We start from the raw sequence: 21,674 nt of genomic DNA, 5'->3' as shown, positions 1-21,674 counted from the left end.
TTTAGCTTATGGGGAATTGCCGCAGAAAGCGCAGATCGTTTTCGTAAAAAAGCCGGATGTCGTCGATCTGATAGCGCAACATGGCGATGCGCTCCACCCCCAAGCCGAAGGCGTAGCCGGTGTAGCGTTCCGGATCGATGCCCACGGCTTCGAAAACGTTCGGGTCGACCATACCGCAGCCCAAGATCTCCACCCAGCCGGTGCCCTTGCAGACCCGACAGCCGGAGCCGCCACAGAGAAAGCAGCTCACGTCCACCTCCGCACTGGGCTCGGTAAAGGGGAAGAAGCTGGTGCGCAGGCGGATTTGGGCCGAGGGGCCGAACATCTGCTGGGCGAACGAGCGCAGGGTCTGCACTAGATCGGCCATGGTTACGCCCTCATCCACGTAGAGCCCCTCCACCTGATGGAAAAGACAATAGCTGCGGGCGCTGATCGTCTCGTTGCGGTATACGCGTCCGGGCGCGATGATGCGTATCGGCGGCTGTTGGCGCTCCATTGTGCGCACCTGCACCGGCGAGGTATGCGTGCGCAAGAGCAACTCGGGGCCTAAAAAGAGCGTATCCTGCATGTCTCGGGCCGGATGCTCCGGGGGGAAGTTGAGCGCGGTAAAGTTGTACCAATCCGTTTCGATCTCGGGGCCTTCGGCCACGACGAAACCCATGCGGGTGAAGATCGTCACGATGCTTCGCAGCGTCTGTGTGATCGGATGCAGCCCCCCCGTAAACGGACGTCTGCCCGGAAGCGTAAGGTCCAGGGCATCCGAGGCCTCGCGCTCCTCAAGGCTAGCCCGCAAACGCTCGTAACGGGCCAAAACGGCTTGCTTAAGTCCGTTGAGCCGCCTTCCGAGCGCGGCGCGCTCCGACTGGGGAAGTCCAGACAAGCGCTCAAAGTATTGGCTCAACACGCCCCGGCGGCCCAGAAAATGGGCTTTAAAGCGCTCCAGATCTGCGTAGGACCGTACCGGATAGGCCTCGATTTGCTCGGTTATTTCCTCCAGAGGCGCCAACACCGCATCCATACGCTCTCCCCTCCTGCTTCGCCCAACCCCTAAGATACCAAAAAGGGCTCGAGCACGCTCGAGCCCTCCGCAAAGCCGTCCACCCAGCTCGTGCTCAACTTAGGGCGCGCTGTACGACAGACGCAAACGCCTGGGGGTCGCGCACCGCCAGATCGGCTAGCAGTTTACGGTTTATCGCTATACCCTTTTTGTGCATCGCCTCGATTAGACGGCTGTATGTGGTGCCGTGGAGGCGAGCGGCGGCGTTGATGCGGACGATCCACAGGCGACGGAAGTCTCGCTTTCGCTGCCGGCGATCGCGATATGCGTATTGAAGGGCTTTCTCTACGCTATATTTAGCGATCGTGTAATTTTTGCTGCGCCGCCCCCAAAAGCCCTTTGCCTGCTTGAGGATCTTCTTCCGGCGGCGCCTGGAGGCTACGCTGTTGGTCGCACGGGGCATGTCGGACGTGCTCCTTCTGGTTTCCTCTGTCGTGCCGCTAGGCGGCTAGCAGCCGCTTGACGCGGCGGACGTCTACGGCGGCCACGAGATCGGCCTGCCGCAGATGGCGCTTGCGCTTGGGGCGCTTCTTCGTCAGCAGATGGCTATGCCCAGCTCGGTAGCGCCTGATTTTACCCGTGGCCGTAAGCCGAAAGCGCTTCTTGGCTGAGCTGTGGGTTTTCATCTTGGGCATCGTGCCGCGCTCCTGGGAACCCCAACTGTTTGGGCTTGCGATATGCTAAATTAGGAATTGCGGGCGCTATCTGTCAAAAGGCCTAAGCCAACCCGCCGAGAGGCAGTGGGTCGCTAACGTTTCCTCTTGTCCGGAGCCAGGATCATGCCCAACCGTTTGCCCTCCAGTTTAGGGGGCATTTCGATTTTGCTCACGTCCTCCAGCGCTTGAGCGAAACGAGCTAGCATCTCCTCTCCCCGCTCCTGATAGACGATGTCCCGACCTCGAAATTGCACGTAGACGCGAACCTTATTGCCCTCTAGCAGAAACTCCCGTGCATGTCGGGCCTTAAACTCAAAGTCGTGCGTGTCCGTGACCGGGCGCAGACGGATTTCCTTTATTTCCGTGCTCTGCTGCCGCTTGCGCGCCTCGCGCTCTTTTTTCTGCTGTTCGTAGCGGAATTTGCCGTAGTCGATGATTTTGCAGACCGGCGGATCGGCGTTGGGAGCGATCTCGACCAGGTCCAGCCCTTGCTCCCGCGCCATTTCCAAGGCTTTTTCTCGGGTGTAAATCCCGTGCCGACCGTCGGGCGAGACGACCCGCACTACGCGGGCCCGAATCTGCTCGTTTACGCGCACCTCGGCGCCTTTTTCCGACTTAGCTATGGCCGGACTCCTCCATATTTAGCATACGTTGATGGATCTCCGCTCGCAGCGCAGCCAGAAACACCTCCAGCGGCTGACGCCCTTGATCACCCCTCCGATGGCGCCGCACGGCCACAGTGCCGCTGGCCTGCTCCTGCGCGCCTACCACGAGCATGTAGGGAACCTTCTGCAGCTCCCAGTACCGGATCTTGTAGCCCACCTTCTCATCGCGCCCATCCAACTCGGCCCGCACCTCGGCCTGCAATAGGCTTTGGTAGACGGCCTGAGCATACGGCAGATGTGCCTCGCTAACTGGGATAACGACCACTTGCACCGGCGCTAGCCACGTCGGAAACGCGCCCCCATAGTGCTCGATCAGCAATCCCACCAGACGCTCAAAGGATCCAAAGGGAGCCCTGTGGATCACCACCGGCCGGTGCTGCCTCCCATCGGCCCCTATGTATTCCAAATTAAACCGTTCCGGCATTACGTAATCAACCTGCACAGTGCCCAACTGCCAGGACCGGCCCAGCACGTCGCGGACCATGAAGTCGATCTTGGGCCCGTAGAAAGAGGCCTCGCCGATGCCCACGAAATACGCAAGCCCCATGCGCTCGGCCGCGGCCAGGACGTCGGCCTCGGCCTGCTGCCACAGTTCGTCTGAGCCCCCGTATTTGGCCTTGTTGGCCGGATCCCGAAACGACAGGCGCACGCTCACCTCCTGCAGCCCCAGCTTGCGGAACACGTGTTGCGTAAGGGCGATGACCGCACAGAGTTCTTCGCGCAGCCCCTCGCGGCTGACGAAGATATGCGCATCGTCCTGCGTAAAACCCCGCACCCGAACTAGGCCCGCCAGCTCACCGGATTGCTCATAGCGGTAGACGGTGCCGAATTCCGCAATGCGCAGCGGCAGCTCCCGATAGCTGCGCGGTCGGGAGGCATAAATCATGAAGTGATGCGGGCAGTTCATGGGCTTAAGCAGATACTCTTCGTCCTCAACCCGCATCGGGGGAAACTGGCTATCCTTGTAGTAGGGATAGTGCCCGCTTGTCTTGTACAGTTCGATGTTGCCCACATGGGGTGTGTAGACGACCTGATAGCCGCGGCGCTGCTGTTCTTCGCGCAAAAAACGCTCTAGCTCATACCGTATGACGGCGCCTTTGGGAAGCCAAATAGGTAGGCCTTGTCCTACCTTGGGATCGAACAGAAAGAGCTCCAGCTCCTGGCCCAATTTGCGATGATCGCGCTTTTTGGCCTCCTCAAGCCGACGCAGGTATTCCTTGAGCTGGGACTCCTTGGGAAAGGAGATCCCGTAGATGCGCGTCAGCTGAGGCCGATCGGCCCTTCCCCGCCAATAGGCCCCGGAGGTGTTGAGCAACTTAACGTGCTTAATATATCCGGTGGAGGGCAAGTGCGGACCGCGGCAGAGGTCCGTAAAATCGCCCTGTCTGTAGAAAGTGATCGTGCCATCGGCGAGCTCTTCGAGAAGCTCAAGCTTATAAGGATCGCCTTTTTGCCGAAAATAGGCGATGGCCTCGGCCTTGGAGACCTCCCGGCGCTCGAAGGGCACATCGCGCCGGATCAGGTCGCGCATCTTCTCCTCCAACCGCGCCAGGTCCTCTCCGGTAAGCCGGCGATCGCCTAGGTCTACGTCGTAGTAGAATCCGTTGTCGATGGGGGGGCCGATGCCGAATTTGACCCCCGGGAACAAGGCCTCCAGGGCTTCGGCCATCACGTGAGCCGTGGAGTGCCAATACGTCTTGCGGCCCCATTCGTCGGCCCACGTAAGCACTCGCACCCGGGCCGATCGGGGTATGGGACGGGTAAGATCCCACACCTCCCCATCGACCTCTATGGCCAGGGCCTCCTGGGCGAGGCGGGAGCTGAGCTGTTCTGCCAGCTCCAGACCGGTGATGCCCTCAGGAGCTTCGACCTGACGGCCGTCGGGCAGGGTGAGCGTGATCGGCATATGCCCAAATATGGGGTAACCTTGGACGCGCCGAAATTACATGCGGCCTCCAGCCGAGGGCAACCGCTTGCGTTGCACAGCAGATCCAGAGGCGAGATATTGCGGAGGCGCAACCTATTAGACTCCGGTTTTCGAACAATCCACCCGTGCGGCTTCCTCGATGGCCTCATGGCGGTTGGCTGCTAGGGGCTCTAGCCCTAAACGGGCTCGTTTGGGGACTGGACGTCCTTCTGTTCGCCCTTCGGGCCGGGGCCGGGCCTGCGCTCGAGGTGCCCGAACTGGGCTTTGCGCGCGGCCTGGTGCTCATCGCAAGCTACGGGGCTCTGTTCGCGTACTTTCACCACCGCTACGCGGCCAGCCGGCCTGCGCCGCTAGAGGCGCTTTGGCGGATGCTGCTGGGGGGCTTGGGCCTACTGTTTCTGAGCTGGGCTCTGGAGGCCGCGTTTGGCCCTCCGATCGCCTCCTCCCCCCCTGTCGGGTTTGCGGCCCTGCTGCGCGCCCATCTGCTGGATTTGGCCCAGGCTGTGTACGCGTTCTGGGCCCTGTTCAACCTGCGCGAGCTTGTCCTCTACAAGCGCACCCCTAAGGCGGTCCGCCGCTGGAACGCCATGCTTTTGGGCTTCGCCTTGAGCGCCTTGAGCCTCTTTATGGTGCCGTATCGAGAGGCACCTCACGGGCTGGCCATTGTTTTGGCCCTACTTTCGGGCCTGCTTATGCTCTGGTGTAGCTTTCGACTGGCTTGGCTCGTATACCTGCCCGCGCGTAAGAAGCTTGCCGCCCTGGTCCTGGCGGGCCTGAACGCCTTCCTTATGGGCGCGCTGCTTGCCCAAAACACCCTGGGCTTCTGGCCCACGGAGGCGGCGCGCCAACGGGCCGGCTGGCTATACGACTACCCGCTGGAGATGTTCGGGCTGCTGGTGCTCATCTTCGGGGTGCTGTACAACAGCACGACGATCTTGAGCGCGCTCTTCCACCTACCCACATCGGCCGTCTTTGAGCGCAAACACGTTGAACTCAGCAGCCTGCGCAACGTAAGCCGGCTCATCACGGAGCTTTTCGACGCGGACAAGCTCGTGCGCACCATAGCTGCCTCGGCCGCCGAGGCCGTCGACGCCCGGGCGGCCTGGCTGGAGCTGCTCGACCTGGAATCTGGCTCCACGCGGCCTCGCCTGGCCGCCTCGTACGGGATGCAGGAGGCCGAGATCAAACGTTGGGCCGACGGGGAGCTTTCGCGCACCGTCTTGGAAAGGCGACAGGAGCTTCTGCTTAGCCGCCTGCCCGACGGGAAAGGATCGCTACTGGCCGTTCCCCTTTACGCGCGCGAAGAACCCATGGGCGTGCTTTATGTGGCCAAAGACGTGGCCTTCGGCTTTGAAGAGGACGACGTCCTGCTCATCCGAACCCTGGCCGACCAGGCCGCCTTGGCCCTGGAAAACGCCCGGCTTCTGGAGGCCTCCCTGGAGCGGGAACGCCTGCGACGCGAGCTGGAGATCGCGCGCGCGATCCAACAGCGCTTGCTCCCTCAACAAATCCCGGAACAGCCGGGCCTGCGCATCCGGGCACGGGCCCTTATGGCTGAGCGCGTGGGGGGCGATTATTACGATTTTCTTTGGCGCGCCGACGGCCAGCTGGCCTTCGCCATCGCGGACGTCTCCGGCAAGGGGATATCGGCTGCGTTTTACATGGCCGAGCTGAAGGGTATCTTTCAAACGCTGGCCCGTGAGGTTCCGAGCCCGACCGATCTGCTAGAGCGCGCCAACGCGGCCTTAAGTGCGCACCTGGATGCGCGTCTGTTTGTGAGCATGTTGGTGGGATGGCTCGACCCCCGCACGTTTCGGCTGCGCTTGGCCCGTGCCGGACACCCGCCTGCGCTGCTGCGGCGCGCTGGCGGCGAAACAAGCTTCCTGCGCACGCAAGGTCCAGGCTTGGGGCTGATTCGGGATGGCCGCTTCCGAAGCCTGATTCAAGAGTGCATGCTCACGCTAGAGCCCGGAGACCTGCTCTTGCTCTACACCGATGGATTGGTGGAGGCCCGCAGCGCGCGCGGTGAGGAATTCGGATACGAGCGGCTGCTGGCCTTGTTGGCCGAGCACAACGGACCCCTTGAGGCCCTCGAAGAGGAACTCCTCAAGGCGGTGGCCTGGCACACGGGCCAGGCCGCCTGGCAAGACGACTGCACCCTGGTTATGTTGCAACGCCCAAGAGGGGAACCATGAGCCAGTTTTCCGTCTCCTTCCGCTCCCATGACGGGGTCGAGATCTTCTACCTGCGGGGCGAGCTGGACGCCCATACCGCCGCTGAACTGGAGGCCGCCTTTGAGCGGTCGCTCCAAGAAGGGCGCTACCGCATAGTGGTCAACTGCGCGGAACTCTCCTACATCTCTAGCGCCGGTCTGGGCGTGTTTATGGCTTACGTAGAAACCGTGCGCGCCCAAGGAGGGGATATCAAGTTCTGCCACATGAGCCCGAAGATCTACAACATCTTCGATCTGCTGGGCTTCCCCCTTGTATACGAGATCGTGCCGACCGAAGCCGAGGCGGTCGCCCGCTTTGCCCGCCATGCCGAAACCCCGCGACCGGAGTGAGCTCACCGTCCCCAGCCGAACCGAAGCCCTGGCCCGCGTGCGCGAATTTGTGCGCGCACAGGCCCTGCGCTCGGGCTTTTCGGAGGATCAAGTCGATCAGATCGTGATCGCCGTCGATGAGGCCTGCACCAACATCATCAAACACGCCTACGGAGGAGACGCCTCGCGGCGCATCCGGATCCGCGTGGAAGCGCACTCGGATCGATTGGAGATCGTGCTCCTGGATCGGGGCAAGATGTTCGATGAGGCCGCCTACCAGGAGCCCGATCTAGCTGCGCTCATCCGCACCGGCCACCGGGGCGGATTGGGCCTCATGCTCATGCGGCGACTCATGGACGCCGTGCGCTACGAGCACCGCAACGGCACCAACATGGTGCGCCTTATCAAGTACCACCGATGCACGCCTCCTTGATCGGTCCTGAGGCCCCGCAGCGCTACGACCTGAGCTCGCTTCTGGAGACGAGCCGGCTGCTGGTCGGCTCGCTGGATGCGGACTTCATCCTGGACAACCTGCTCCGAATCGCCATGGCCAAGCTGCTCAGCACACGCGGGGCGATCCTGTGGCGAGATGCATCGGGCCTGTTTCGTATAGCGCGCGCACGCGGCATCCCCGGCTGGAAGCCCGGAGGCGCGCTACGGCTTCCGCAGGCGCTCATCCGAGGCGAACTGGAGCCAGAGAACTGGCCTGAGCCGCTTCGCAAGGCAGGGCTTGTTGCGCTTTTCCCCCTCGTAGCCCAGAACGGACCCCTAGGTGCGCTGCTACTGGGCGCCAAGGCGACCGGGGAGACCTATTCTGCCTATGAGCGGCAGTATTTGGAGGCGCTGACGAACATCACGGCGCTGGGCCTTTCGAGCGCGTTCGTCGTGAAGCAACTGCGTCAGACCAACCGGGAACTGGACCGCCGCGTACACGAACTGCAGACCCTGCTGGACCTTAGCCGCACGCTCAACAGCACCCTCGATCGGGAGGCCCTGCTAAAGCGCATCGGCTACACGCTCATGGGACAGCTGCTCGTGTCCCGATTTGCGATCTTGTTTCGCCCACCCGGCCGCCCTGCAGCGATGCTGCTGGCGCGCGGACTGCCCGCACCGCTGTCGGCCGAAGCCATACCCGCGGCCTGGCTGGAAGAACCCCGAGCCCGGCGCATCGCATCTGAAGAAGCGCCCCCAGACTGGGGGCTGGAGTGGATCGTGCCCATTCGGCTGCAAGACGGTCCCCGGGGCGTGCTCCTTGTTGGCCCTCGCGCCGCGGGAACACCTCTAGAGGAGGCCGAACTTCGGTTTCTGGAGGCTGCCGCCCAGCTGGCCGGCATCGCCCTAGAGAACACGTACCTGATCGAGACCTGGCTGGAAAAACAGCGCCTCGATGAGGAGCTGCGCCTTGCGCAGCGTATCCAGCAGGGTCTGCTACCCCGCAAGCTACCGGACATCCCCGGATTTGAGCTCGCCGCCTACGCGCATTCCATCCGGCCTGTGGGGGGGGACTACTACGACGTGCTGCCCCTGGAGCGCGAGCGGTTTCTTGTGGCCATTGCGGACGTAACAGGCAAGGGCGTGCCAGCCGCTCTGCTTATGGCGAATCTCCAGGCCATGTTGCATGTGCTCGCCTCCATACCTATGTCGATAGAGGAGGCCACAGCCCGCATCAATGCCATCATTTGCCACAACACGGATCCCGGCACCTTCATCACCTTCTTTTGGGGGATTCTGGATCCGGGTCGGCGCACTTTCCGGTACGTCAACGCAGGTCACGTCCCACCGCTATGGCTGCGCGCCAACGGGGATCTGGAAGAACTCAGCACCGGCGGCCTGCTTTTGGGCGTCCTGCCCACGGCGGGCCCATATAGAAGCTGCGCTATCGAAATGGAACCGGGCGATGTGCTTTTTCTTTATACCGACGGGCTGACGGAAACCTGCGACCCGCAGGGCACATGGTACGACGTGGATCGGCTCCGGATGGCCCTGCGCAAATGGCGCGATACCCCTGCCCCGCTGCTTCTGGAGGCCCTACTGGGGGAGCTGCGGGCCTTTAGCGGCAGGGAAACCTTTGACGATGACCTGACCGCGCTCGTACTGCGCGCGCATCTATAGGGACCCCCGTATGCCTCGCGCTCTAGAAGAAGTACGCCTGGAAAGCCTTCCACTTGTAGAAGGTGTTCTCATCAAGGCCTACCGAGATACCGTGCGGCTGCCCAACGGACGGACCGCTATACGGGAATGGATCCGCCATCCGGGGGCGGCGATCGCCGTGCCCCTGTTTCCGGACGGCAGCACCCTGCTGGTGCGCCAATTTCGCTACGCGGTGGGCAAAACCTTTGTCGAGGTTCCGGCCGGCAAGCTCGACCATCCGGAGGCGAATCCGGAGGAGACGGCCCGAAGGGAACTGCAAGAGGAAACGGGCTACCGAGCCCAAAGGCTCACCTTCATCGCCCGCTTCTACCCCTGTATCGGCTACTCCAATGAGGTGATGTACCTCTATCTGGCCGAAGAGCTCACCCAGGAGCCCGCACCAAAGGAGGAGGACGAGCTCCTGGAGCCGCTTCGCTTGCCATGGCCCGAAGCCATGGCTATGGTCTACCGCAACGAAATCGAAGACATGAAATCCATGCTGGCCCTTTTGCTCATCGACCGCTACCTGCACCGGCGCCGCCTCGAGGACACTCCCTCTTAGTCTCCTCAAGAGGACGATAGGCCCAAAGCACCCGCGAAAGCCCCCCGTAATCCCGCTCCAGATGAGCCGGCCATCCGGACTCCTGAAAGAGCCGCTGCGCCGCAGGGCCATGATCGGCGTGCACCTCCAAGACCACCAGCCCCGCGGGGGTCAGCAGACGCGGCAGGTGCCCCAGGATGAGGCGATAGAAGAACAGGGGATCCTCCCCGCAAAACAGGGCTTCCTCCGGTTCGTAGGCCAGCTCCGGCTCCAAAGTCGGACGCTCAGCAAGGGGGATATAGGGCGGGTTGGAAACGATGAGGTCAAAAGGGGCTTGAGCGGACAGAAAATCCGGGCTTTGCACGTCCGCCTGCGCCCAGCGCACCCTTCGATTCAGGCGTCGGCCGTTTTTCCGGGCCACGGCCAGAGCCCTGCGGCTTACGTCCACGGCCCAAACCTCGGCTTCGGGGAAGAACCGCTTCAGCGTAAGCGCTAGACATCCCGATCCGGTGCCGATGTCCAAAATCCGCCTGAGATCCCTTGGGGCCCGCTCGCGCACCACCTCGACTACGTGCTCCGTCTCGGGCCTGGGCACGAGCACAGCGGGGGTGACGTAGAACAGGTCCTCATAGAAGGGGGCTTGCCGCAGGATGTAGGCTACTGGCTCCCGTCGGGCGCGCCGGCGCAGCAGGGCCCGAAACCGGGCCCGCTCAGAGGCCCCAAGAGGCTTTTCGGGGAACCCGTACAGGTCCAGACGCCGGCAGCCCAGCACATGGGCCAGCAGCATCTCGGCGCTCTGACGGGCCTCCGGCACCCCGTGTTGCGTTAGATACGCGACGGCCGCGCGCAGGGCCTGTAAGACGTTTTCCATTTAACATGGATGGATGCGGACAGGCGCCTCAAGGCGGGATGCGTTCGGAGGCGCGGCCGGTACAACGCCGCAAAAACATGAAGGCCAGGCCCGCAGGCCCGGCCCCGTGGACAGGGAGGGAGTCGAACCCCCGACACGAGGATTTTCAGTCCTCTGCTCTACCGCCTGAGCTACCTGTCCGGTGTGGGCCAAAAATACGTTCGGCGGAGGGCCTAGTCAAGCTTACCGGAACCCTGAGCGCGCACGAAGTCCTCAAAGCGCATGCGCTCAAAGGCCCGCTCTCCGATGTAACGGGCGATGAGCAGGAACCGCTCCGGGGGGTGATAGCCTGGAACGGGCGCGATCAGGCTGCCGTCGGGCTCCAAGAAAAGCGCGGTTGGATAGCCCGAAACCCGAAAGGCGCGCGCCCAAATGGCCGGCGTCACCTCTTGACCTCGGAACCGAAACCGGGTGCGCGCATCCTCGGCGTTAAGCCGCACGGGCACAAAGGCCCGGGCCAGATAGGCCTGCACCTCGGGGTGCGCGTAAACCTCCCGATCCATGCGCCGACACCAGGAGCACCAGTCCGTGTAGACGGCGACCAGTAGCGGTTTGCCGCTTCGCTGCGCCTCCTCTAGGCCCGAGCCGGGATCGAACCAACGAAACCCCTCTGCCGCCCCCTGCGCCCATAGGGGCCCAGAAAGCACCCAGCACGACAGCACCGCAAACAGAAGCCCGCCTCGCATAAGCGCTCCCCGTCGCCTTTACAGATGCGCCGAAACAGCGGAGGCCGAGCAGCCGTCGGCCCCGAGCCCTCCGTACGCCCTCAGGAGCGCGCGCACGCGCTCCAACACCCGTTCTGGGGTGAAGCCGAACCGCTCCCACAAGACCGCCTGTGGAGCCGAGGCCCCGAATCGGTCCAGCCCCAGCACGGCATCCGCATAACGGTCCCAGCCCAGCGTGCTGCCCGCCTCGATGGCCAGTTTCGGAACGCCTGGAGGCAGAACGGCGCGCCGGTAGGCCTCCGGCTGGGCTTCGAAAAGCTCCCAACAGGGCAGGCTCACCACGCGAGCCGCTATACCCTCCTGCCGCAGCCGTTCCCAGGCGGCCAAGGCCAAGGCCACCTCTGATCCCGTGGCGATGAGCACCACCTGAGGCCCAGGAGCGTCCCGCAGCACGTATCCGCCCCGCAGGACCGCCTCCGTATCCGTGCCCTCCAGCACGGGCACAGCCTGTCGGGTGAGGGCGAGCACCGTGGGGCCATCGCGGCGTTCGAGCGCGATGCGCCAGGCGTAGACGGTCTCGTTGGCGTCGGCGGGGCGGACGAGCCAGCAGTTGGGCATGGCACGCAGGGAGGCTAGATGCTCTACAGGCTGGTGCGTGGGGCCATCTTCGCCGAGCCCGATCGAGTCGTGCGTGCACACGAAGATCGTGGGAATCTGGGACAAAGCCGCCATCCGGATCGCGGGCCGCATGTAGTCGCTGAAGACCAAAAACGTGCCCACATAGGGACGCAGACCGCTCAAGGCCAGGCCGTTGGCGATGGCGGCCATGGCGTGCTCCCGAACCCCGAAGCGAAAGTAACGCCCCGCATAACGCCCCTGCTGAAAGTCCTCCACCGTGCCCTCCGGACGCGTGTTGTTGGAGGGGGTCAGATCAGCCGAGCCGCCCACCAAGAAGGGCATCCGGGGCAAGATCGCTTCCAACGTCTTGCCCGAGGCGGCTCGCGTGGCCAGATTCGTTCCCGGCTCGAATCGAGGGCGCGCCTCCCACCAGCAGCTCGGATCACCGCCCTCCGTGAGCAGCTCCTCCAGCTCGCGGGCCTCCTGCGGGTAGGCCTTTCGGTAGCGGGCCAACAGCTTGTTCCATCGGTTCTCCCAGATGCGCCCTCGCCGCAAGGCTTGCCGAAAGTAGCGCAGCACGGGCTCTTCGACCACGAAGGCCTCATCCGGAGGAAAGCCAAAGCGCTCCTTGACCAGGCGCACCTCTTCTGGGCCCAGCGGCTCTCCGTGGGCCTTGGCCGTATCTTGCTTGTTGGGGCTTCCGTAGCCGATGTGCGTGCGCACCTTCAGAAGGGCCGGCCGGCCCGCCTCGAGCGCCCCGCGAATGGCCTTGCGCAACATGCCCAGGTGGTTGCCGTCGGGCACTGCGCGCACATACCAGCCATAGGCCCGATAGCGGGCCATAACGTCCTCGCTCCAGGCCAGCTCCGTGGGGCCGTCGATCGTGATGCGGTTGTCGTCGTAAAGCACTATGAGGTTGTCCAGCCTCCAATGCCCGGCCAGCGCGGAGGCCTCCGCGGTCACGCCCTCCATCAGATCCCCGTCGGAGGCGAGCACGAAAACGCGGTAGTCGAAAAGCGCAAAGCCGGGCCGGTTGTAGCGCGCGGCCAGGTGCTTGCCCGCCGCGGCTATACCTACGGCCGTGGCCAACCCCTGACCCAGGGGCCCCGTGGTCACCTCCACCCCGGGCGTAAGCTCCCGCTCCGGATGCCCGGGGGTGCGGCTTCCCCACTGGCGAAACCGCTTGAGCTCCTCTAGCGGCAAATCGTATCCGGTAAGATAAAGCAGGGCGTACAGCAGCATGGACCCGTGTCCGGCGGAGAGCACGAAGCGGTCCCGATTGGGCCAATGCGGATTGCTCGGGTTATGTCGCAAAAACTCCGTCCAGAGCACGTAGGCCATCGGCGCCGCCCCCATGGGCATGCCGGGATGCCCGGAGCGGGCGCCTTCTACGGCGTCAACGGCCAGCAGGCGGATCGTATCGATGGCGCGTCTGTGGTTCATCACGAAGGCCTTTTGTCCGGAGCAAAAATCCGACCGCGGCCCAGTTGGGCGCAATCCAAGGGGGTTTCCGAATCGTTGCACTTTGATCCGGCTCAAAAGCGTATTTTCCGGCGTAGTCTGCGGGAGGCGGCATCATGCGTCACGTGATCCTGCTTTGCACCTGGCTTGTGCCCACTGGCCTCAGCTGGGCACAGGGGCTGGATTCGGCTGCGATCGTGCGCACCTACCGGCCCGTCGCCGAGCGCATTATCCGGGAGGCCACGCGCGACAGCTTCGCCTATGCGCGCTTGGCGGAGCTTTGCGATCGCTTTGGGCCTCGCTTCAGCGGTACGCCGAACCTGGAGCGGGCCATCGACTGGATTTTGGAGCAGATGCGGGCCGATGGACTGGAGAACGTGCGAGGGGAGCCCGTGCCGGTGCCCCGCTGGGTGCGCGGGGAAGAGTCGGCTGAACTCCTGGCCCCCGTGCGCCGCCGGCTGCCCATGCTCGGCCTAGGGGGCAGCATCGGCACCCCCCCTGAGGGCATCACGGCCGAGGTCTTGGTCGTGCGCGATTTCGAGGAGCTACGCCGTCGCGCCCATGAAGCCCGCGGCAGGATCGTGCTCTTCAACGCTCCGTTTACGAACTACGGCGAAACGGTGCGCTACCGCACCCAAGGGGCTATCGAGGCCGCGCGCGCAGGCGCCGTGGCGAGCCTGATCCGTTCGGTAACGCCGTTTTCCCTGCAAACGCCGCACACGGGCAGCATGAGCTACGACCCGCAGGTGCCGCGCATTCCGCATGCGGCCATAACCGTGGAGGACGCGGAGCTGATCGCGCGCTTTGCGGCCCGCGGAGAGCGCCCCGTGGTCCGCCTGCAGATGGGAGCGCGGCAGCTACCGGATACGCTTTCGCGCAACGTGATCGCGGAGCTCATCGGCCGGGAACGGCCCGAGGAGGTGGTCGTAATCGGCGGGCACATCGACTCTTGGGACGTCGGCCAGGGCGCCATGGACGACGCCGGGGGCTGCGTAGCGACCTGGGAGGCCGTGCGCCTGCTCAAACGCCTCGGCCTACGGCCTCGGCGCACGATTCGGGTCGTGCTCTGGACAAACGAAGAAAACGGGCTGCGCGGGGCGCTGGCCTACGCGGAACGCTACCGGCAGACTCGACACGTGCTGGCCATCGAGTCCGACGCGGGGGTCTTTCGCCCGCTCGGCTTCGGCTTTACGGGATCGGAGGCGGCCTACAGGATCGTGCGCGCGATCGGCTCCCTGCTGATGCCCATCGGAGCCCACCAGATCAGCCGAGGGGGCGGGGGCGCCGACATAGGCCCTCTTATGCGCCAGGGGGTCCCCGGAATGGGGCTTGTGGTCGACGGAACGCGCTACTTCTGGTATCACCACACGGAGGCCGACACGGTCGATAAACTCGATCCCGGGGAGCTCAACCTGTGCATCGCGGCCCTGGCCATCATGGCCTACGTGGTGGCCGAGCTTCCAGAGGGGCTGCCGCGAGATTAGCAGAAGACCACCTCTTCGATCACGGCTCGGCCAAGCCGCTCGTTGATGCGCTCTCGCCAGTGTGAACGGCTCAGGTGCAGCTCCTGGCGCCAGACGGGGCTTGCGATGCGCACGTAAAGACGGCCGCGCTCCACCCAGGCTTTTTGGGTAACGCGGGCGATCTGGGGTCCGGCCACCTCAAACCATTCCACCGCGGCCCGGGCCTCGTAGAAGGGCTTTTCTAGGCCGGCCTGTCGGATCCAATCCTCAAGCGCTTGTCCCAGCAAGCGGGGGCTGCCCATGTCCGACTCCCAAGTCCATGCAGGAGGGGGCCGCGATCTCCAGCAGACGCACATTCGGGTGCGCCTGCCTGAAAAGATCGGCCTCCGTGGTGGTCAAAAACACCTGTCCAAAGCGGCCGCTGCGCAAAACCTCCAAGAAGGCCTGAGCCCGACGGGCATCCAGATCGCTTAAGACGTCATCCAGCAGCAACAGGGGCCGCTCCATCAGGACCTCCTGCAGGTAGGCGTACTGCGCCCACTTGAGGGCGAGCACGAAGCTGCGGTGCTGCCCCTGAGAGGCGTACCGCCGAAGTTCGACGCCGTCCAGGTAAAAGACGACCTCATCCAGGTGGGGCCCCACCAGGGTGCGGGCTCGACGGCGCTCAAGGGGCCAGGCCTCCTTTAGGGCCTCATGAAAGCGCTCCGCTATGGCCTCCGGGCCCGCTACAGGCGCCACCTCAAAGGAGGGGCGATACACCAGGCGCGGCTCCTCGCTCACCTCGGCCACCTCCTCATAAGCCCGCCGCAGCAGGTCCTGAAAGGCTTCTAGGAAGCGCATTCGGCGCCAAAGCAAGCGGGAGCCGTAATGCACCAAGGCGTAATTCCAGGGCTCCAGCACCTCCAGCCACGCGGACTGGCGCTCCTGCCGGTGCTTCCAGAGCAGGGCGTTGCGCTGCCGCAGCGCGCGCCGATACGCCAGCAGATCCTCCAGATACAGGGGGCTGGCCTGGCTGATCACGTTGTCCAAAAATCGACGTCGCGTCTCCGGCCCCCCCGCCGTCAGGTCTCGATCCTGCGGGGCCAGGACCACCACGGGAAAACGGCCCACCAGGTCCGCTGCGCGTTCTAGGGGTGCCTGATTAAGCCAGAAGCGCTTTCCCGATTCGGGCTCATAGAAAACCCGAATCGTCCAGGCCAGGCCTTGATCCGATTCCAAAAAACCCTCAAGCTCAAAAAACGGCCGACCGAACTGCACTAAATGACGGTCCTCGAGGCCTAAAAAGCTTCTGCTCAGACAGAGCACATGAATGGCCTCTAGTACGTTCGTTTTGCCCCTTCCGTTGGGGCCGACAAGTACGTTCAAGACGGGCCCGAAAAGAAATTCCGCATCCCGATGGGCCCGAAAGTGGCGCAGCCGCAGCCGATTAAGGCGCATGCGGTAATTTACAACACCTGCGCCGCGGGCCCCAAAAGGGTGCGCGGGCGGCGCCCCAGAGCCGGGCCGCCGCCCGCTGACCTATACGTCGAAGTACAGCATAAACTCATGCGGATGCGGCCGCATGCGCATTTGCTGCACTTCGTTGTCGTATTTGTATTTGATCCAGGCCTGGATGACGTCTTCGCTGAAGACCCCCCCTACAAGCAGAAACTCGTGATCCCGCTCCAGAGCCTCGAGGGCCTCCTCGAGCGCCTTGGGGGCCTGAGGCAACGCGGCCAACTCGGCCGGATCCAGGTGGTAGATGTCCTTGTCAACCGGCGCGCCGGGATCGATCTGCTTGCGAATCCCATCTAGGCCGGCCAGCAGCAGGGCCGAGAAGGCCAAGTACGGGTTGCAGGAGGGATCCGGGAATCGGGCCTCGATGCGCTTGGCCTTCGGACTGTCGGAGTAAACGGGGATGCGCACGGCCGCGCTGCGGTTACGGGCGGAGTAGACCAGGTTCACCGGAGCCTCGAAGCCCGGAACCAGACGGCGGAAAGAGTTCGTGGTCGGATTCGTGAAAGCGATCACAGCCGGCGCATGGTGCAAGATCCCGCCGATAAACCAAAGGGCGAGCTGGCTCAAACCCGCATACCCACCTCCAGAGAAAAGCGGCTGCCCATCCTTCCACAAGGACATGTGCACGTGCATACCGGATCCGTTGTCGCCGAAGATGGGCTTGGGCATAAAGGTGACGGTCTTGCCGTGCTTCCAGGCCGTGTTCTTGACGATGTACTTGTAGTTCAACAGCGCATCGGCGCACTTGAGCAGGGGCAGGTAGCGGATGTCGATTTCGCACTGCCCGCCGGAGGCCACCTCATGATGCTGCGCTTCGACCTCGATCCCGATGGAGAGCATGTGCAGCACCATTTCGGCCCGCAGGTTCTGCAGCGAATCCGTAGGCGGCACGGGGAAGTAACCCCCCTTTGTGGTGGGCTTGTATCCCAGACTATCGTGCCGGCCGCGGTTCCAGAAGCCCTCATCGGAATCCAGCTTATAAAAGGCGTGATTGGGACCCTCGTCAAAGGAGGCGTGATCAAAAACGAAGAACTCCGCCTCCGGACCGAAATAGGCCACGTCCGCGATGCCGGTTTGCTTCAGATACTGCTCGGCCCGGCGGGCGATGCCTCGAGGGCAGCGGGGAAAGGGCTCCAAGGTCCCCGGCTCGTGGATCTCCCCCAGCAGGACCACGGTCTTGTGCTGGAAGAACGGATCCACGAAGGCCGTCGTGGGGTCCGGCAGCACGAGCATGTCCGATTCGTGGATGCTCTTCCAGCCCCGAATCGAGGAGCCATCGAAGCCTACGCCCTCGTCGAAGATCTCCGGCTTGAAATGCGCAACGGGAATGGAGAAGTGCTGTTGCTGCCCCAGAAAGTCGACGAAGCGGATGTCCACCATCTGGGCGCCGGTCTGCTCGATGAGGTCGAAGACCTGCCGGATGGCCTCTCTGCGCAGCTCCAGAGGCATGTCCATGGTAATCGGGGGTGGCATACGTCCTCCTAGGTCATTTAGGGGTTTCAAGCTCGACATGGCGCTCGGAGGGCTCAAGGGGCAACGCGCGCGTTTCCTTGAAAGTGGAAAGCACGATGCTCGTCTGCGTCTGCCTGACCCCAGGCCAGGCTTGAATGGTCGAGAGCAACCGCTCCAGCGTGGTTGTGTTGCGCGTGCGCACCTTCAACAGATGCGAGCCCTCACCCGTAATAGAATGACACTCCAGCACCTCGGCTAGCGCCGTGGCCCGCTGCACAAAGCCGCTATAATAACGGGAGCCGTCCACGAAGACCCGCACGAAAGCCGTGATATCGATCCCCAGGGGCTTGTGGGCCACCACGGCATGATAACCCTCGATTATGCCCCGCACCTCAAGCTTGCGCATCCGCTCCGAGACAGCCGGAAGCGACAGCCCAACGCGCTCGGCCAGCTCGTTGCGCTTCATGCGCCCGCGAGCCTGTAACAACAGCAAAATCTGCAGATCGATCGGGTCTAGAGTTTCCTGATGCATGTTCCGTAATTTTTAATGACGGTTCCAATATATGCCTAAATTATTCACATGTCAAGCGCTTTTCTTAATATTTTCTTAAAGTCAAAAGCGGTTTGACATTAATGTCAAAGAGGCCCATGAGCGAACAGACTAGCTCAGTTTAGCGGGGGATGCGTAAGCGAGCCGGGGCAGAAGGGAGCTCTTGTACAGAAAAGGGCCTCGTTTCTGCGACGAGGCCCTCTTGACCGGCGGTCCCGACGGGACTCGAACCCGCGACCTCCGACGTGACAGGCCGGCGTTCTAACCAACTGAACTACGGGACCGATTTGCGAACAAATATAGGGTCCTTTAGGGGACGCGTGCAAGCTACGGTTCGGCGCGGTATAGAATAGCTACCCCGATCTGCACGAAGCCGGCCAAGATCACCAGAGGGGCCAGATACAGGGAAACCCAGCCGTCTACGGCGTTCTCCAGCCGCATAGCCAGGAAGCCCGCGCCGATTAATACGACACCCAGAATCAGAAGCCCGTAGTTGATGGGCTCGAAGGGAAGTTGCACGCTGGGAGGCTTCGAGGCCGTCCGGCGCCGTCGCAGTGGTGCGGACATAGCTCATCTCCGGATGGCGACAGGCAAACATAGCTTACGTCCCATCCCGCAAGCAAGCTGGACTTTAATCTTCGATGCGACGCAGCTCCACCTGCCGACGTAGGCGCAGAGAGTCGCGCAACGAAACCTCCCAGAAGCCCTCCAAGCGAGCCAGATCTTGGTGCGCTGGATCCCAGCTCAGCCGCATTTGGCCTTGGGCCGGCTCGTCCTGCTGGCGAGGGCTAAGCTGCAGGCGAAGGCTCTGGTCTTGAGCCTGGTGTGCCGAAAACCGCCATGGCCCGTACTCCCAGATTCCTGTTCCTTCGTGTATCCAGCCGGCTAGCTGCGGACCTAGGGCCCAGAACAGGTCCTCTGGGATCAGGGGGATAAACAGGCGGGCACGTCGAGTCGACTTGGGTCCCCGTGCGCCCCAAGTGAGCGCACCCGTCTTTAGGTCCACATGCCCGATAAGATCCCAGTATGGCTCCTCGGGCTCCGGGCTTAACGTCCAGCCCCAACCGGCCGGGGCGGACAGAAGCTTTGGGGCATGCTCCGAATCCGTTATGAATAGGTACAGCTGCCGTTCCAGCTCCACTCGGCCGTCCCGATAGAGCAAGGCGTGTGTGCGGGCCCACCGCGCCGGAAGAGCCTTTAGATGGAGCTGGGGGCCTCCTTCCGGCTCCAGCACTAGGTCGAGCAGCACGATCTCGGCCCCGATGCGATCATAGGCCGCGTGCAATACCCGAACGCGAAAGCGCACCTCCAATCGAAGCGCACGCGCCCAGCGCCTCCGACCCGACTCCAGATACAACACCTGCCGATAGCCATAGACAGCCGTCCAGCGGGGCCCGAAGCGCGTCCAAAGCAGTTGCGCAAACGCAGGCCGTTGCCACTCGGAACGATGCTGGCAGTCCCAAGCTCGGCAGCGACGGCAGTAAAAGGCTTGCTCCCCTTGGGCCCCCGGCCTTCGGATTTGGGCTTCGGCTGCCGGCGCGGTCAAGGGGGGCTCAAACCGAGAGGTTGACGCCGGTTTAGGGGGCCCTTGAGGCGGGCGCGCCGGGCGTTCCACATCGAGGCGCCGCACCCGCAGGCTGTCCTGATGTAAAGCCCAAGCCCACGGGGCGAGATGGACAAGCGCCAACCCCAGAAGACCCCACGACGCGATCGCAGCCAACATGGCAGCCCTTATAGCGGACCCGTTCCGTGCTCACTAGCTTCGTGCCAATGGTCCGGCGCTCTGGAAATTGTCGTATTTTTCCCGGGGCCGAGGCGGCCTCGCCGTCCCGGATCACGGACACCGTGTCCTACAAGAGGGGCTTTGTGCGTGCAGACGTAGCCAATCGCCTGCTAAGGGCGGCCGAGCAAGCGGCCTTCTGCAGCTATGCACCCTACAGCGGTCGTCCAGCTGGATGCGCCGTTTGGACGGCCTCCGGTGAGGTCATAGGGGGAACGCGCGTAGAGAACGCCTCATACGGCCTGCTCATCGACCCCCTGCAGAACGCGCTAAGCACCGCCTTTGCATATGGACGGGAGCCTGTGGTGGCGATCGCGCTCACAGAGCCGTTTTCGCAGACAGATCTGGCCCTATGCGCCGGCTGGATAGAGGAGGCATGGCTGATCGACCCGGACGGCTTCGCCTTGCTCGGGCAGCGCCTGGGCCGGCCAGCAAAGACGGGGCCCCCGATGCTTCCAGAGGCCTGGAGGTTGCTCGATCCGTTTCTGAGCCAAGGCGAAGAGGCGAAGGGGCTTCTGCTGGCCCGTCAAGCCGCCCAAAGGGCCCGAGCGCCGGAGTCGGGCTTTCGCGTGGGCTGCGCAATACAGACCGCCGACGGCCGCTGGGTGCTGGGATGCAACGTCGAGCACGCCCACTGGCGGCATACGCTCTGCGCCGAGCGCAACGCCTTGGGAACCCTGCTGAGTTACGGAGGGCCACGGGCTCGGGCGCTTTACATCAGCACCGATCGGGGCTGGCCCTGCCCGCCTTGTGGGGCCTGTCGGCAGGTGATCGTTGAACTAGTGCCGCCGGAGGCGGAGATCGTGTTTTCCGAAGACGGGCGTCTTCCGGCCTCGGCGCTATTGCCCTCGGGCTTTCGGCCGGAGCTACTGGCCCGCTCCCCATGAAGCGCGTCGCCATCTTGGGCACAGGCCTCATCGGGGCCTCCCTGGGCTTGGCCATCCGGCGCGCCCAGCCCGAGTGGATCCGGGTGGGCTACGATGAGCCCCGGGCGCTTCGGCTCGCTCTGGAACGGGGCGCGGTGCAGGAAGCCGCCCCGTCGGCGCAAAAAGCGGTACAAGAGGCCGACCTGGTGGTGCTGGCCGCTCCGGTGGGGGCGATCGAAGAACTGCTGCGCCGGATCGGCCCTCATTTGGAGGACGGCGCCTTGGTCACGGACACGGGAAGCGTGAAAAGTTCCGTCCTGGCCAGCGCCCGCCGGTGGCTACCCCCTCGGGCTTACTTCGTCGGGGGCCATCCTATGGCCGGATCGGAGCGCTCCGGACCTGAACATGCTCAAGCGGAGCTTTTCAGGGGGGCCACGTATGCGCTCTGCCCCCTGGATGAACCCAGCTGGCAGGCGGCTGGGTTTCTGGTGGAGCTGCTTCAGAAGATCGGCGCTCGCCCTTTAAGGCTAGAGGCGCAGGAGCACGATCGCGTTGTGGCCGCCACAAGCCACTTGCCCCAGCTTGTGGCCACCGTGCTCATGCAGACTATCGGAGAGCTGGGGGGCTCTGACCCCCTATACCGCGCTCTTGCGGGAGGCGGGTTTCGGGATATGACCCGCCTTGCGGGCTCTTCGTTTGGGATCTGGCGCGACATCTTGGAGCACAACCTGCCGGAGGTCTTGGCCGCGCTGGGAGCTTTCACGCGGCATATGGAGCGGCTTTTAAGCGAGCTGGAGTTTCGCTCCTGGAATGCCGTAGCGGAGCGCTTTGAGCAAGCCCGCGCCCACCGGGAGGCCTTCAGGCGGCAGACGGAGGGCTCATAGGCCCCCGCGC

22 protein-coding genes and 2 tRNA genes are annotated in these 21,674 nt (G+C 63.6%); 8 read left to right on the top strand and 16 right to left on the bottom strand.

Annotation, left to right across the window (positions count from 1 at the left end):
• Position 1: 1 nt before the first annotated feature.
• From pheS to thrS, 5 genes are all read right to left on the bottom strand, one after another.
• Positions 2-1,009, bottom strand: a complete 1,008-nt coding sequence (gene pheS, locus NZ993_02410) for a phenylalanine--tRNA ligase subunit alpha (GenBank protein ID MCS7154649.1) — start codon at positions 1,007-1,009, stop codon at positions 2-4.
• A gap of 103 nt (positions 1,010-1,112) precedes the next feature.
• Positions 1,113-1,460, bottom strand: a complete 348-nt coding sequence (gene rplT / locus NZ993_02405) for a 50S ribosomal protein L20 (protein MCS7154648.1) — start codon at positions 1,458-1,460, stop codon at positions 1,113-1,115.
• 37 nt (positions 1,461-1,497) lie between these two features.
• Positions 1,498-1,692, bottom strand: a complete 195-nt coding sequence (rpmI, locus tag NZ993_02400; GenBank protein MCS7154647.1) for a 50S ribosomal protein L35 — start codon at positions 1,690-1,692, stop codon at positions 1,498-1,500.
• A gap of 113 nt (positions 1,693-1,805) precedes the next feature.
• Complete coding sequence (infC, locus tag NZ993_02395; GenBank protein ID MCS7154646.1) at positions 1,806-2,309, bottom strand: translation initiation factor IF-3; 504 nt, start codon at positions 2,307-2,309, stop codon at positions 1,806-1,808.
• A gap of 19 nt (positions 2,310-2,328) precedes the next feature.
• Positions 2,329-4,284 (bottom strand): threonine--tRNA ligase, encoded by a 1,956-nt coding sequence (gene thrS / locus NZ993_02390; GenBank protein MCS7154645.1) that lies wholly within the window; start codon positions 4,282-4,284, stop codon positions 2,329-2,331.
• A 146-nt stretch (positions 4,285-4,430) separates the two neighbouring features.
• On the opposite strand from thrS, the gene NZ993_02385 reads away from it, so the two are divergent.
• The 5 genes from NZ993_02385 to NZ993_02365 are packed head-to-tail and all read left to right on the top strand — an operon-like array spanning position 4,431 to position 9,539.
• Complete coding sequence (locus tag NZ993_02385; protein ID MCS7154644.1) at positions 4,431-6,500, top strand: SpoIIE family protein phosphatase; 2,070 nt, start codon at positions 4,431-4,433, stop codon at positions 6,498-6,500.
• Positions 6,497-6,868: an STAS domain-containing protein gene (locus NZ993_02380; GenBank protein MCS7154643.1), complete on the top strand. Its 372-nt coding sequence runs from the start codon at positions 6,497-6,499 to the stop codon at positions 6,866-6,868. The genes NZ993_02385 and NZ993_02380 overlap by 4 nt, the downstream gene beginning before the upstream one ends.
• Positions 6,843-7,280: an ATP-binding protein gene (locus tag NZ993_02375; protein ID MCS7154642.1), complete on the top strand. Its 438-nt coding sequence runs from the start codon at positions 6,843-6,845 to the stop codon at positions 7,278-7,280. The genes NZ993_02380 and NZ993_02375 overlap by 26 nt, the downstream gene beginning before the upstream one ends.
• A complete protein-coding gene (locus tag NZ993_02370) occupies positions 7,265-8,959 on the top strand; it encodes a SpoIIE family protein phosphatase (GenBank protein ID MCS7154641.1) in 1,695 nt (564 codons plus the stop codon). Before NZ993_02375 ends, NZ993_02370 begins: the two co-directional genes overlap by 16 nt.
• A 10-nt stretch (positions 8,960-8,969) precedes the next feature.
• Positions 8,970-9,539 (top strand): NUDIX hydrolase, encoded by a 570-nt coding sequence (locus NZ993_02365; GenBank protein MCS7154640.1) that lies wholly within the window; start codon positions 8,970-8,972, stop codon positions 9,537-9,539.
• Here NZ993_02365 and prmC read toward each other — a convergent pair.
• From prmC to tkt, 4 genes are all read right to left on the bottom strand, one after another.
• Entirely contained in the window at positions 9,490-10,389 is a 900-nt protein-coding gene (prmC, locus tag NZ993_02360; GenBank protein ID MCS7154639.1) for a peptide chain release factor N(5)-glutamine methyltransferase, read from the bottom strand. The genes NZ993_02365 and prmC overlap by 50 nt on opposite strands.
• Positions 10,390-10,496: 107 nt before the next feature.
• Positions 10,497-10,569: transfer RNA gene (locus NZ993_02355), tRNA-Phe, on the bottom strand.
• Between the two features lie 32 nt (positions 10,570-10,601).
• The gene (locus tag NZ993_02350; protein ID MCS7154638.1) at positions 10,602-11,114 is read right to left on the bottom strand and encodes a thioredoxin family protein; all 513 of its coding nucleotides are present in this window, start codon (positions 11,112-11,114) and stop codon (positions 10,602-10,604) included.
• 18 nt (positions 11,115-11,132) lie between these two features.
• Positions 11,133-13,154, bottom strand: coding sequence for a transketolase (gene tkt, locus NZ993_02345; GenBank protein ID MCS7154637.1), 2,022 nt, complete (start codon positions 13,152-13,154; stop codon positions 11,133-11,135).
• Between the two features lie 134 nt (positions 13,155-13,288).
• Here tkt and NZ993_02340 point away from each other — a divergent pair, with 134 nt between their 5' ends.
• Positions 13,289-14,656 (top strand): M28 family metallopeptidase, encoded by a 1,368-nt coding sequence (locus NZ993_02340; GenBank protein ID MCS7154636.1) that lies wholly within the window; start codon positions 13,289-13,291, stop codon positions 14,654-14,656.
• Here the strand turns inward: NZ993_02340 and NZ993_02335 are convergent.
• From NZ993_02335 to NZ993_02305, 7 genes are all read right to left on the bottom strand, one after another.
• Positions 14,653-14,937, bottom strand: a complete 285-nt coding sequence (locus NZ993_02335; protein ID MCS7154635.1) for a DUF721 domain-containing protein — start codon at positions 14,935-14,937, stop codon at positions 14,653-14,655. The two genes, NZ993_02340 and NZ993_02335, sit on opposite strands and share 4 nt — an antisense overlap.
• Complete coding sequence (gene recF / locus NZ993_02330; GenBank protein MCS7154634.1) at positions 14,903-16,072, bottom strand: DNA replication and repair protein RecF; 1,170 nt, start codon at positions 16,070-16,072, stop codon at positions 14,903-14,905. Before recF ends, NZ993_02335 begins: the two co-directional genes overlap by 35 nt.
• Positions 16,073-16,153: 81 nt before the next feature.
• On the bottom strand, positions 16,154-17,605 hold the full coding sequence (glnA, locus tag NZ993_02325) for a type I glutamate--ammonia ligase (GenBank protein ID MCS7154633.1): 1,452 nt from the start codon (positions 17,603-17,605) through the stop codon (positions 16,154-16,156).
• A gap of 13 nt (positions 17,606-17,618) precedes the next feature.
• Positions 17,619-18,116, bottom strand: coding sequence for an Lrp/AsnC family transcriptional regulator (locus tag NZ993_02320; protein MCS7154632.1), 498 nt, complete (start codon positions 18,114-18,116; stop codon positions 17,619-17,621).
• Positions 18,117-18,344: 228 nt separating this feature from the next.
• A tRNA-Asp gene (locus NZ993_02315) sits at positions 18,345-18,418 on the bottom strand.
• A 43-nt stretch (positions 18,419-18,461) separates the two neighbouring features.
• Positions 18,462-18,701, bottom strand: a complete 240-nt coding sequence (locus tag NZ993_02310; protein ID MCS7154631.1) for a DUF3098 domain-containing protein — start codon at positions 18,699-18,701, stop codon at positions 18,462-18,464.
• Positions 18,702-18,765: 64 nt separating this feature from the next.
• Positions 18,766-19,680: a hypothetical protein gene (locus NZ993_02305; protein MCS7154630.1), complete on the bottom strand. Its 915-nt coding sequence runs from the start codon at positions 19,678-19,680 to the stop codon at positions 18,766-18,768.
• A gap of 320 nt (positions 19,681-20,000) precedes the next feature.
• On the opposite strand from NZ993_02305, the gene NZ993_02300 reads away from it, so the two are divergent.
• Together NZ993_02300 and NZ993_02295 are read left to right on the top strand one after the other, a co-directional pair.
• The gene (locus NZ993_02300; protein MCS7154629.1) at positions 20,001-20,801 is read left to right on the top strand and encodes a cytidine deaminase; all 801 of its coding nucleotides are present in this window, start codon (positions 20,001-20,003) and stop codon (positions 20,799-20,801) included.
• Positions 20,798-21,664, top strand: coding sequence for a prephenate dehydrogenase/arogenate dehydrogenase family protein (locus NZ993_02295; GenBank protein ID MCS7154628.1), 867 nt, complete (start codon positions 20,798-20,800; stop codon positions 21,662-21,664). The genes NZ993_02300 and NZ993_02295 overlap by 4 nt, the downstream gene beginning before the upstream one ends.
• Positions 21,665-21,674 lie beyond the last annotated feature (10 nt).

This window comes from Bacteroidota bacterium (assembly GCA_025059945.1).
Taxonomy (GTDB): domain Bacteria; phylum Bacteroidota; class Rhodothermia; order JANXDC01; family JANXDC01; genus JANXDC01.
This window is presented reverse-complemented; position numbering and strand designations above follow the sequence as displayed.